We start from the raw sequence: 12702 nt of genomic DNA, 5'->3' as shown, positions 1-12702 counted from the left end.
AAGTGAATAACAAGCTCAGAAATATTTTCTGTGGAATCGGGGTTATTGCAATATCGCTAGTAGTTGTATTTGGGACTATGCTGATATATTTATCTATTAGGGAGTATAAACCCGAACGGAAAGAGATAATCCAGATAAAAAATCAGGAGACAGGTGAAAAGTTAAAAAAAGATCAGGAGATATCTGTTTTGACATGGAATGTGGGTTATGGTGCATTAAGTGAAACAGAGGATTTCTTTATGGATGGAGGGAAAGATGTCCGTCCGGAAAGCAGGATACTGGTTCAAAATAATTTGAATCAAATGAAAGACGTAATAAAAAAGACTAATTCAAAGGTTGTTTTTTTACAGGAAATCGATAAGAATTCCAAAAGATCCTATCATATAAATGAAGTTAATACACTTGCAAAAGGATGGAAAGGAAACTGGGCATATGCAAGGAATTTTCTCTGTGATTATATTCCATATCCTATGCCGACGATCGGTCAGGTGGATGCAGGTCTTGTTACGCTGAATCGCTTTCAGGTATCAGAAGCTGTAAGATACTCTTTGCCTACACCTTTTTCATGGCCATTGAGAGTATGCCAGCTGAAAAGATGTCTTCTTATGGAGAGGGTTCCGATTAATGGAAGTCAAAAGGAAGTTGTTTTTGTAAATCTGCATTTAGAAGCATATGATAATGGAAGTGGAAAAAAAGCACAGACCAGAATACTGGCAGAAATTCTTCAAAAGGAGTACGATAAAGGAAATTACGTTATTGCTGGAGGTGATTTTAATCAGACATTTCAGCAGGTAGATCAAAGAAAATATCCAATATGGGATGATGAGAATTTCCAGGCAGGAGAAGTTGATGAAGCTGTTTTTCAAAATGGCTGGAAGTTTGCGACGGATGACAGTTTTCCAACATGCAGGCTTTTAAATCGACCATATGACCGAAAAGATGAAAAGACACAGTTTTATGTTATAGATGGATTTATTGTTTCACCAAATGTGGAAATTTGTAATGTGACTACATTAAATGAAGATTTTAAAAACAGTGACCATAATCCGGTACAGATTAAGATAAAATTGAAATAGGAGGCTTTCTTTTATGTATGTGGAAAGTATGTTAGATTTAATTGGAAATACACCTCTCATAAGTTTTGAAAAAACAATGGGATATAAAATATTTGCAAAAGCGGAATTCTTAAATCCGGGAGGAAGTATCAAAGACCGTGTTGCAAAGAATATGCTGGAGGAAGCACAAAAGCAGGGACGATTAAAACCAGGGATGACGATTATTGAGCCAACATCAGGAAATACTGGAATCGGTTTGGCGTTTTGCGGCATTAGAATGGGATATAAAGTTATGATTGTTATGCCGGAAAATATGAGTGAAGAACGCAGGAAGCTGATTCAGGCACTTGGAGCAGATCTGGTTCTTACACCGGCAGAAGAAAATGTTGATGGTGCTGTCAGAAAAGCCCAGGAAATCGCCAATTCTTCTGATGAGTATTTTATGCCGCAGCAGTTTGAAAATATTGCCAATACAGAAGCACATTATAAAACAACAGCACGAGAATTATGTGAGCAGATTGGTCAAAAAGTGGATATTTTCGTTTCCGGAATCGGAAGTGGAGGAACTATGGCCGGTATGGCAAAATATCTTTTGGAACAAAATCCTGATACAAAAATTATCGCTGCAGAACCAAAAGGTGTTTCAGCAATTCTTGGTCAGAAACCAGGGTTGCATCAGATTCAGGGAATCGGTGATGGATTTATTCCTGCAATTCTTGATGTAGATATCATCTCAGAAGTTGTAGAAGTATCTGATGAAGATGCCATAAATACAGCCAGAGAACTGGCGAGAGTCCAGGGAATTCTTTGTGGAACTTCATCAGGTGCAAATATTTATACAGCTAAAAAGATGGCAGAAAAATATGGGAAAGACAAGGTAATTGCAACTGTTCTTCCAGATCGTGCGGAACGTTATTTCAGTGTTGGGTTAGTTTAAAAAGAATAGATATCCGAAAGGAGTATGAAGATGGAACAATTAAAAAATCAGAGTTTATTTTTGAATATGGATCAGACCATTGCAGGAGAATTGTTTGAGCATACTACATATCCATGGGAGATTCTTCCTTTGATCAAAGATTTTATTTTAAAGAAAGGACCAGAACTTCCAGCAGATGAGTATGATCAGGTTCAGGATGATGTCTGGATTGCCAAGACAGCAACCATTGCCAGGACAGCAACTATCAATGGGCCGGCAATCATAGGACCGGGAACAGAGGTTCGTCCAGGAGCTTTTATTCGTGGAAATGCACTTATTGGAGCTGATTGTGTGGTAGGCAATTCAACAGAAATAAAAAATGATATTTTATTTAATAATGTGCAGGTTCCCCATTATAATTATGTTGGAGACTCTATTCTTGGATATAAATCGCACATGGGTGCAGGTTCTATCACATCTAATGTAAAATCTGACAAAACAAATGTAGTTATTAAGTGTGGTGATAAAGGAATTGAAACCGGAAGGAAAAAAATCGGAGCAATTCTTGGGGATCGAGTGGAAGTAGGATGCGGAACAATCTTGAATCCAGGGTCAGTGGTTGGACATGATACAAATATTTATCCATTATCTATGGTTCGAGGCTATATTAAACCGGAAAGTATTTATAAGAGGGCAGGAGAAGTTGCAGAAAAATACTAGATCTGGAAAGGAAATGCATATGAGAAATAAAAAGTATGTTTTGACACTTGCAGTGGCACTCTGTTTATCCATAGGTTTAACCGGATGTAAACCTTCGAAAGAAGATGTTGTGGAATCTGATTATTATCAGGAATTAAAAGAAGAAAACAACAAACTTTCAAATCAGCTGAAAACAGAAAAGAAAAAGACAAATTCTCTTGAAAAGAAAATCCAGGCTATCCATGAGACATCTGGTGATCAGAAACTGGCAGAATACAAGCGACAGGTTGCAGACAGTAATATCATGAAAGTTGTCTTTGGATCAAAAGAAGTAAAGGGACAGAGTTTTGCTGTTATTAATACACCGGTCTGCAATTATGTAAAAGGTATTGTTGCGGATTGTTATCGTATGATTGGTATTTCAGCAAATGATCTGGAAAAAGAATATGATCAGGTGTATTCTTATGCTTTAATCGACGAAGATAATACAACATATGAGTTTAATGTATATGGAAACAGCTATATTGTGTTTGACGCAATTCCGGCGAATGTTTATGCTTTTAATAATGCTTCTGTAGTAGGAGATGGTTTGATAGATGCAAAGCTTCAGAAAAAATATCCAGATGTTCTGGGGCGTATGGCTGATGCACAGATCATCGTAACGGATGAGAAAATGAAGTTAAACAGTACGGCTATCCGTGTTACGAATCTGCTGGAAGAAGCACAAATGTTTCAAACAGATGATGATACAAAGACAGATGGATGGGACGAATATCGTTTTTATACATGTGGGACGATAACGAAGCTTCAGATAGGAAATGACAATATCATATGTATTGAAAAGAAAAGTGGAAAGAAAAGTTTTTATCAATTATCCGATAAGAACATAAAAAAACTGAAAAAACTCCTAAAATAAAAAAAATCTCCAAAGAAAATTTGGAGATTTTTATTTTGTCTTATTTTAAAAAAGACGGATTTAATTCCTGAATTTGATCCATTTCGTCAACTATTGGCTGAATTTTATCTTTGTAATAGCTGCAGGATGTTTTACAGTATTCACTGTTGAAAACAGTTATGTATTGGCAGTTTGTCTGAGAAAGATTAAAACCGTCCTGAATATGTTTCAGTTCTGTGCATCTGGTTTTCAGAAGCTCATCTTTTCTGTTTTTTAATTCATGCCATCGATTCTTTAAGGATCTTTCGTTGCTGTTTTGATATTCTGGTGTCATCATTTCAATTCCTCCTCACCCTATCATTTATTATACAGTATATAAAATGAAAAATAAAAGGTTTAGAGAAAAGAAAGTATTAATTTTTTATTAATTAATCAGATAATTAAAGATATCCAGTGGATTTGCTTGATAAAATATCAAAATAAGTGCTTAAGAGAGATAATTCTGCAAAAAAATAGTGTATGTGATACGGATTTTAACAGAGGATGAAATTTTTATCATTTTGCAATGGATACAGCATACTAAAAATGATAATATATCAGATGAGGGATGACTCCCACCTCTGTAGGCGGTGAGCAACAATTATGTATCAGTGGCGGGTTTCAATCCCCCATCTGATATACGCTCCGCGAGGATGCGCAGGAATTCGGATTGGAAGTATGTCTGCTATGCAGACCCGAATTCCGCGCCAAGAGTCGCAAGCGAGTCTTGAAATAATAAATACTTACGATATATAGGGGATGACCAAATTGAAAATTGCAGTATTTAACATTAGACTAGATGAACAGGAATATTTTTCAATCTATGGGAAACAGTATCAAACAGAACTTTCTGTAACAGAGGAAGCACCCACACTTCAAAATCTTTCTGTCACTGAAGGATGTCAGGCGGTTAGTATCATTACAACTCCGGTTGGACGAGACTTGTTGGATGCATGGAAAGCCCAGGGTATTGAAACTATTTCCACCAGAACAGTTGGTTATGATCATATTGATATTGCATATGCACAGAAAATCGGAATTTCAGTTTCCAATGTCAGTTATACACCTCATACTGTTGCAGAATATACAGTTATGGCAATTTTAATGACCATCCGGAAAATGAAAACCATTTTACTCAGATATCAGGTACAGGATTATTCATTATTAGAAGTTCGTGGAAGGGAACTTGGAAATATGACGGTTGGTGTTGTTGGAACCGGTAAAATTGGAGAGATGGTGATTCGAAATCTAAGCGGATTTGGATACCATCTGGAAAGAGTGTGATATGATCACGTTCCACACCCCTGCATTGGAGAGTACCTATCATATGGTGAATGAAGAAACACTCGGAAAAATGAAAAAAGGGGTAATGCTGGTAAATATGGCACGGGGTTCCATCATAGATACAGATGCATTAATAAAAGCTCTGGAAAGTGGAAAGGTGTCAGCTGCCGCACTGGATGTGATTGAAAATGAAGGTAAAATATATTATAAAGATTATAAATATACAGTCACAGGAAATCATGATATGGCACTTTTAAGTTCTATGCCAAATGTTTTGATGACTCCTCATACTGCATTTTTCACAGATGAGGCAGTGAGTGATATGATTCATTATTCGATCGAAAGCTGTGTTGCTGAAATAAATCATCAGGATAATCCGCGGAGAGTAAGATGATCATCTGATATGGCTTTGAGAAATGAAAAAAGAGAAAAAACGCTTAACCTTGAGGGTGATGAAAAACCACTCCGACAGTTAAGCGTTTTTTATCTCGTCTGCTTAGGAAATTCCTGTTACAGATCTTTTCCTGTTAATAATTTGTATGCCTGAAGATATTTATCGATTGTTTTATCTACAATATCCTGTGGCAGTTTCCAGTCATGATCATTTTGTTTTAACCAGTCACGGGCAAACTGCTTGTCAAAAGATGGCTGGCCATGTCCTGGTTCATAACCATCAGCAGGCCAGAAACGGGAACTGTCAGGGGTCAGCATTTCATCTCCAAGGACGATATTTCCTTCTTCATCTAAACCAAATTCAAATTTTGTATCAGCAATGATAATTCCACGGCTTAATGCATAATCCGCACATTTTTTGTAAAGTGCGATGGTGTAGTCACGTAGTTTTGTTGCATATTCTTTACCTTTACCAGGGAATTGTTTTTCCAAAACATCAATGCTTTGTTCGAAGGAGATATTTTCATCATGATCTCCGATTTCTGCTTTTGTGGATGGTGTATAAATCGGTTCCGGAAGTTTATCAGATTCTTTTAAACCTTCAGGAAGGGTGATTCCACATACAGTACCATTTTCCTGATAGCTTCCCCATCCGCTTCCTGTGATATATCCGCGAACGATACATTCGATTGGAAGCATATTTAATTTACGGCACATCATACTGTTTCCGTCAAATTTTTCCTGTTGGAAAAATTCAGGCATGTCTTTTACGTCAACGGAGATCATATGGTTTGGAAGAATATCCTGTGTCATATCAAACCAGAATTTAGACATTTGAGTCAGTACAGTTCCCTTTTTTGTGACATCATTTTTCAAAATGACATCAAAACAGCTAATACGGTCCGTTGCAACCATGATCAGGCTATCCCCGTTATCATAGATTTCGCGAACTTTTCCTTCTTTAATAGGTTTCATCTCATTCATTCATTCTTACCTCGCTATTAGATTATTAAAAGTTTAAGAACATTTTTCATTCTTTCCTTAATAATATAATATTAATTGGCAAAAAAATAAAGCCCCGATTGAATTAAGGGCGGAAAAATTTTACATAGGCTTTACCAGATTGTGACAGACAAAACTCCATATATCAGTTCCATCATAAAAACTTATAATGGGAAATAGCCCGTTGAAGAAATTTTTCACAGGAGCGTGTTGTATCCAATTAAAATTACTGTTATAATTTAAAAGTCGGTTAAGACCGGCCAAGTAACTACATTCTCAAATAAGTATGAAAGATCGGAGGCATATAAAATGAGAAATTTTGAAGAATGGGAAGGCTTTGGTGGCCGTCTTTGGAAAGAAGAAATTAACACCAGAGATTTCATTCAGGAAAATTATGAACCTTATGATGGAGATGAGAGTTTCTTAGCAGACCCTACTGAAGCAACAGATAAGTTATGGGGAATCCTTCAGCAGTTACAGAAGGAAGAACGTGCTAAGGGTGGTGTATTGGATATGGATACAGATATTGTATCATCCCTGACTTCTCATGGCCCTGGATATATTAGTGAAGAAACAAAAGATTTGGAAAAAGTTGTTGGACTTCAGACTGACAAACCTTTAAAACGTGCCTTTATGCCATTTGGTGGAATCAAAATGGCAGAAGAAGCATGCCGAAATTACGGATATGAGCCAAGTCCTGAATTGCATAAGATTTTTACAGAATATGCAAGAACACATAACCAGGGTGTATTTGATACATACACACCGGAAATGAAAAAAGCACGTCATAATAAGATCATCACAGGACTTCCGGATACATACGGACGTGGACGTATTGTTGGTGATTATCGTCGTGTAGCTTTGTATGGTATTGATGTTTTATTAGAAGAAAAAGAAGCAGATTTTGCAAACTGTGGGTCAGGTTCTATGACAGAAGATATTGTACGTCAGCGTGAAGAACTGGCATTACAGAAAAATGCATTAAAAGGCATGAAGGAAATGGCCAAGATTTATGGATATGATATTTCCAGACCTGCAAAAAATGCAAAAGAAGCTTTCCAGTGGGTATATTTTGCTTATTTAGCTGCCATTAAAACACAAAATGGTGCTGCAATGAGTATCGGTCGTGTATCAACATTCCTTGATATCTATATCCAGAGAGACTTGAAAAAAGGTATTTTAACAGAAAAAGAAGCACAGGAACTGGTTGACCATATGACGATGAAATTCAGAATGGTTAAATTTGCACGTATTCCATCTTATAACCAGTTGTTCTCCGGAGACCCTGTCTGGGCAACCCTTGACCTGGCCGGAATTGGAGTAGATGGTCGTTCTATGGTTACAAAAACAGATTTCCGATTCCTGCATACTCTGGAAAATATGGGACCTTCTCCGGAACCAAATATTACAATTTTATATTCTTCTGCATTACCGGAGAACTTTAAGAAATATGCAGCAGATATTTCAATCAAAACAAGTTCTGTGCAGTATGAAAATGATGATGTAATGAAACCTATCTGGGGTGATGATTATGCAATCTGCTGCTGCGTATCTGCAACACAGACAGGAAAAGAAATGCAGTTCTTCGGAGCAAGAGCTAACCTTGCAAAATGCCTGCTTTATGCGATCAACGGTGGAGTCGATGAAAAGACAGGACAGCAGGTAGGACCTGAATATAAACCAATTTCTTCTGAATACTTAGATTATGATGAAGTTATGGAAAAATATGACATGATGATGGACTGGCTGGTTGATCTTTATGTAAATACATTGAATCTGATCCAGTATATGCATGATAAATATTACTATGAATCAGCATTGATGGCATTGATCGATACAGATGTCCGCAGAACATTTGCAACAGGTATCGCAGGATTCTCACATGCAGTAGATTCTTTAAGTGCCATTAAGTATGCAAAAGTTAAAACAATTCGTAATGAATCCGGAATTGCTGTAGATTATGAAATTGAAGGAGATTTCCCTAAATATGGAAATGATGATGACCGTGCCGATGAAATTGCGGTATGGCTGTTAAGAACATTTTTAGCTAAGATTAAAAAACATCATACATATCGTGATTCTGAGCCAACAACTTCTATTCTTACGATTACATCTAACGTTGTATATGGAAAAGCAACAGGAAGTATGCCGGATGGAAGACCGGCAGGAAAACCATTATCACCAGGAGCAAATCCAAGCTATGGTGCAGAACAAAATGGATTACTGGCATCTTTGAACTCTGTGGCAAAACTTCCATATGAGTGGGCATTGGATGGTATTTCTAATACACAGACCATCAATCCGGATGCGTTAGGACATGAAGACCAGGAAAGAATTGACAATCTGGTTCGAGTAATGGATGGATATTTCAATCAGGGTGCTCATCATCTGAATGTAAACGTATTTGGAAAAGAAAAACTGATCGATGCAATGGAACATCCGGAAAAAGAAGAATATGCAAACTTTACAATCCGTGTTTCAGGATATGCAGTTAAATTCATCGATCTGACAAGAGAGCAACAGATGGATGTTATTTCCAGAACATGCCATAAAACAATGTAACGGATGGAAATGAATCATATGACTACAGGGAAAATTCATTCTTTGGAAACTTTTGGATTGGTGGATGGTCCCGGAGTAAGATTTGTGATTTTTATGCAAGGGTGCCATATGCGATGTCAATATTGTCATAATCCGGAAACCTGGGCAGAAGATGCGGGGGAAGAATGGACACCGAAAGATTTGATCGACCGGGCATGTCGATACAAGATGTATTGGGGAGATAATGGAGGAATTACTGTCAGTGGCGGGGAACCGCTACTGCAGTTAGACTTCCTGACAGAGTTTTTCCGCCTGGCGAAAGAAAGAGGGATCCATACAACCATTGACACTTCCGGCAATCCATTTACAAAAGAAGAACCTTTTTACAGCAAATGGCTGGAATTAATGAAATATACGGATCTCGTTATGCTGGATATAAAGGAAATGGACAACCAGAAACATAAAAAGTTAACGGGATGGGAAAATTCTAATATTCTGGAAATGGCAGAAGAATTATCAAAATTAAACATTGATTTATGGATTCGACATGTACTGGTTCCAGGCCTGACAGATGATGAAACAGGTCTGCTGGAATTAAAAGAGTTCATGGAACATCTTCATAATGTAAAGAAATTTGAAATTCTGCCTTATCACACACTAGGTGTGTTTAAATGGAGAAATCTTGGGATATCTTATCCTCTGGAAGATGTACCACAGCCGACAGAAGCCGAAGTCCAGAGCGCACAGAAAATCTTTAACAACTGATAAATTTTCTTATTACATTATAATAAGTGGACAATTAGAAAGAGATTTTATATAATAGGGGTGGTTAGTTTGGACTAATCACCCTTGTTAAAATAAAAAAACAAAGCCAGAAAAATCAACCGTACTTCCTTCCGGTTGATTTTTTATTATTCTTTATTTATAGTATAATGTACAAGAATATAAGGCAATAGAATAAAAAGATATCAGATTCGAGATAGTAAAAAGGCAGGATTTTTATGCAGATAATTACAAAAAAAGATATAATAACAAATCTTAATAAACAATACGGTATAAAAAAAGGGCGATGTGCCAAGATTATGATGGCTTGTGGAGTGATAGTGGCTTTATTGTGTTTATGTACCGGCTATTTTCTTGGAGCCATTTTAGCAATAGTTTTTTTCCTTTGTGGATTGTCTGACCGAATCAGAAGTGATCATAATAGAAAGAAAATCGAAGCAGGAGATTTTGTTGTAAAAAAAGGAATTTGTATTTCGAAGAATATTCATGGAAATGCCAGTGGTATCAGGAGGAATATCTATTTTAATAATGGAGATGTCTATAGAGTTCCTCAGGAAGATAAAATACTATGGGAGAAAGCTAAAAGAGGAGATTTTTTTTATTTGGTCTATTTCCGGGAATCTGGAGAGATTAAGAAGGTATATCCAGGCAGTGTTGTTGTATATGAAGAGGTGGAATAAGATGAAAGACAATTATAACAATATTATTATTAGAAATGCGCAAATATCTGATGCAGAAGAATTATTGGAAATATATAGACCTTATGTTGAAAACACTGCCATATCTTTTGAATACGAAGTTCCTTCTGTTGAGGAGTTTAAAAACAGAATACAAAAAATTATACGAACATATCCATATCTGGTTGCAATAGAAAATGACCATATTGTTGGATATGCTTATGCATCGCCTTTTCATGTGCGTAAAGCATATCAGTGGTCTGTGGAGACATCTATTTATATAAAAGAAGGAGAGCATCGAAAAGGATATGGGAAAATGCTATACTATGCATTAGAAAATGTTTTGAAAAAGCAAAATATTTTAAATCTTAATGCATGTATCGCTTATACAGAAAAAGAGGATCAGTATTTAACCAATGGAAGTAAAAGATTTCATGAACAAATGGGATTCCGGCTTGCGGGTCGATTTCATGAATCCGGTTATAAATTCGGAACATGGTATGATATGATATGGATGGAAAAAATCATAGGTGAACATTTAAATTCACCTATGTCTGTTTTAAAATTTTCAGAAATTCAATAGGAAAGGATATTATATGGTCAGAGCGGTTAATTTAATGGATGATATAGGAACTGATAATGGATGTGTTTGTGAACATGGGCTTAGCTTTTATATAGAAACTCCAAAACATAAACTGTTGGTTGATACAGGAGCTTCTGATAAGTTTTTGAAAAATGCAGAAAAATTATCCATTGATTTAAAGAAAGTTGATACTGTAATATTAAGCCATGGACATTATGATCACGGAGGAGGGATACTTTCTTTTGTCAGAATAAATCCTACAGCAAAAATATATATAAGAGAGAATGCTTTGGAGTGTTATTGTCACGGGGAAAGATATATTGGTATTGATTCTGATATCGGGGCATTACCTCAGGTGGTAATGGTGTCTGGAAATTTGAAAATTGATGAAGAACTGTTTTTGTATACAAATGTAACGGAAAGAAGATTGTGGCCCTCAGGGAATCGGGAATTAATCTGTAAAAAAGAGGGAAAAGTGGTACAAGATGATTTTTCTCATGAACAGTATCTGGTAATACAAGGTGAAGAAAAAAGTATTCTGATTTCCGGATGTGCCCACAATGGAATGCTAAATATTTTAAAAAAATATGAAAATATTACAGGAGGAGTTCCGGATTATGTAATCAGTGGATTCCATATGGTGAAAAAACATGGATACAAGGAAGAAGATTTTGAAGTAATTATACAGACAGCAGAAGAATTAAAAAAACTTCCTACAAAGTTTTATACGGGACATTGCACCGGAGAAATTCCGTATAATATTATGAAAGAGATCATGGGAGATCAGATTCAATACATACATTGTGGAGAGCCTGTTTTTTAATTTATCCTTTTTTATATTAATCAAAAGCCCAATCATGGTTTATATGCAAATAGTAAATTTTGTATGATCATGATTGGGCTTTTAATAAATAATAGTTAATGATTGATTTAGAAAAATGCGTGTATGTTATTATCAAGGAAAATCTGCTGAAATTCTTTCAGGTCTTCCTCGTGAAGTGCCGGAACATTTTTATAAACATAATCTTTATCAAGCATTTCATATTTCTTTTCTCCAAATTGGTGGAATGGAAGAAGCTGTACCTTATGAGCCCCTAAAGAAAGAAGCAAATGAGAGAATTCTCTGGCGTCAGAAATAGAATTGTTATATCCGGGGATAACAGGAAGTCTTGGAAGAACTTCTTTTCCAGAATCAATAGCCCATTTCAGATTTTGGAGAATATGTTCATTAGAAACTCCTGTTCCTTCTTTGTGTTTGATACAATCCCAGTGTTTTACATCAAAAAGGAAAAGATCGATATAGGGGGTAATCTTCTGAAAAACCTCAGAGGGAGTAAATCCTGTAGTTTCTATGGCTGTATGAATTCCTTTCGTTTTTAATTCTCTTAAAAGTGTCAGAGCAAATGATGGGTGCATAAAAGCTTCTCCGCCAGATAGAGTAACACCTCCTCCGCTTTCTTCGTAAAAATCTACATCCTGAAGACAAATGTTAATGACTTGCTCTACAGACATAAATTTTCCTTCTTTTATATATTCATTTGAAGTTTCATCCCATAAAGACTGTATTGTCGGATCTTGGCTTTCTGGATTTGCACACCACTTACATCTTAAAGGGCATCCTTTAAAAAATACAACGGTTCGAATCCCTGGTCCGTCATTTAAACTAAATTTTTGAATATTAAAAATAATGCCGGATTCATTTTTCTGTTTCATACCAATGATTCCTTTCTTAGTGTGATTTTCAGATTTTTTACATAAGTTTATCATATCATGATAATCAGGAAACGTAAATAAAAAGTTACGAATGAAATAATATTTACTTTTATCTAAAAATA

At 36.0% G+C, this 12702-nt stretch carries 12 protein-coding genes and 1 pseudogene; 10 read left to right on the top strand and 3 right to left on the bottom strand.

What is annotated here, in order from left to right; translation table 11 throughout:
* Positions 1-2: 2 nt before the first annotated feature.
* From KTB61_RS10675 to KTB61_RS10660, 4 genes are read left to right on the top strand one after another with little or no spacing between them, the layout of a single operon-like run.
* Positions 3-1076 carry an endonuclease/exonuclease/phosphatase family protein gene (locus KTB61_RS10675; protein ID WP_083638219.1) on the top strand — a complete coding sequence of 358 codons (1074 nt, stop codon included), beginning with the start codon at positions 3-5 and terminating at the stop codon, positions 1074-1076.
* A 13-nt stretch (positions 1077-1089) separates the two neighbouring features.
* On the top strand, positions 1090-1992 hold the full coding sequence (cysK, locus tag KTB61_RS10670; protein ID WP_075758541.1) for a cysteine synthase A: 903 nt from the start codon (positions 1090-1092) through the stop codon (positions 1990-1992).
* Between the two features lie 30 nt (positions 1993-2022).
* Positions 2023-2691 (top strand): acyltransferase, encoded by a 669-nt coding sequence (locus KTB61_RS10665; protein ID WP_075758542.1) that lies wholly within the window; start codon positions 2023-2025, stop codon positions 2689-2691.
* A gap of 19 nt (positions 2692-2710) precedes the next feature.
* Positions 2711-3586, top strand: coding sequence for a hypothetical protein (locus KTB61_RS10660; protein WP_216697470.1), 876 nt, complete (start codon positions 2711-2713; stop codon positions 3584-3586).
* A gap of 40 nt (positions 3587-3626) precedes the next feature.
* On the opposite strand, the gene KTB61_RS10655 is transcribed toward KTB61_RS10660, so the two are convergent.
* Positions 3627-3902, bottom strand: a complete 276-nt coding sequence (locus KTB61_RS10655) for a hypothetical protein (protein WP_216697469.1) — start codon at positions 3900-3902, stop codon at positions 3627-3629.
* A gap of 461 nt (positions 3903-4363) precedes the next feature.
* Here KTB61_RS10655 and KTB61_RS10650 point away from each other — a divergent pair.
* Positions 4364-5282 (top strand): annotated as a pseudogene (locus KTB61_RS10650) (NAD(P)-dependent oxidoreductase).
* Positions 5283-5398: 116 nt separating this feature from the next.
* On the opposite strand, the gene KTB61_RS10645 reads toward KTB61_RS10650, so the two are convergent.
* The gene (locus KTB61_RS10645) at positions 5399-6265 is read right to left on the bottom strand and encodes a phosphoribosylaminoimidazolesuccinocarboxamide synthase (protein WP_216697468.1); all 867 of its coding nucleotides are present in this window, start codon (positions 6263-6265) and stop codon (positions 5399-5401) included.
* 327 nt (positions 6266-6592) lie between these two features.
* On the opposite strand from KTB61_RS10645, the gene pflB reads away from it, so the two are divergent.
* The 5 genes from pflB to KTB61_RS10620 all read left to right on the top strand — a co-directional run bounded on the left by pflB (position 6593) and on the right by KTB61_RS10620 (position 11690).
* The gene (gene pflB / locus KTB61_RS10640; RefSeq protein ID WP_075758545.1) at positions 6593-8845 is read left to right on the top strand and encodes a formate C-acetyltransferase; all 2253 of its coding nucleotides are present in this window, start codon (positions 6593-6595) and stop codon (positions 8843-8845) included.
* A 9-nt stretch (positions 8846-8854) separates the two neighbouring features.
* A complete protein-coding gene (pflA, locus tag KTB61_RS10635; RefSeq protein WP_075758546.1) occupies positions 8855-9589 on the top strand; it encodes a pyruvate formate-lyase-activating protein in 735 nt (244 codons plus the stop codon).
* A 236-nt stretch (positions 9590-9825) separates the two neighbouring features.
* On the top strand, positions 9826-10287 hold the full coding sequence (locus tag KTB61_RS10630; protein ID WP_216697467.1) for a hypothetical protein: 462 nt from the start codon (positions 9826-9828) through the stop codon (positions 10285-10287).
* Between the two features lies 1 nt (position 10288).
* Positions 10289-10867 carry a GNAT family N-acetyltransferase gene (locus KTB61_RS10625; RefSeq protein ID WP_216697466.1) on the top strand — a complete coding sequence of 193 codons (579 nt, stop codon included), beginning with the start codon at positions 10289-10291 and terminating at the stop codon, positions 10865-10867.
* Between the two features lie 13 nt (positions 10868-10880).
* Positions 10881-11690 carry an MBL fold metallo-hydrolase gene (locus KTB61_RS10620; RefSeq protein ID WP_216697465.1) on the top strand — a complete coding sequence of 270 codons (810 nt, stop codon included), beginning with the start codon at positions 10881-10883 and terminating at the stop codon, positions 11688-11690.
* A 107-nt stretch (positions 11691-11797) separates the two neighbouring features.
* Here KTB61_RS10620 and KTB61_RS10615 read toward each other — a convergent pair whose 3' ends face one another.
* Complete coding sequence (locus tag KTB61_RS10615; RefSeq protein ID WP_075758550.1) at positions 11798-12580, bottom strand: glycyl-radical enzyme activating protein; 783 nt, start codon at positions 12578-12580, stop codon at positions 11798-11800.
* Positions 12581-12702: the final 122 nt, after the last annotated feature.

It is taken from the genome of Anaerostipes faecalis (genome assembly GCF_018982945.1).
GTDB lineage: Bacteria > Bacillota > Clostridia > Lachnospirales > Lachnospiraceae > Anaerostipes > Anaerostipes faecalis.
The sequence above is the reverse complement of the archived record's forward strand: the minus strand, read 5'-3'. Positions and strand labels throughout refer to the sequence as shown.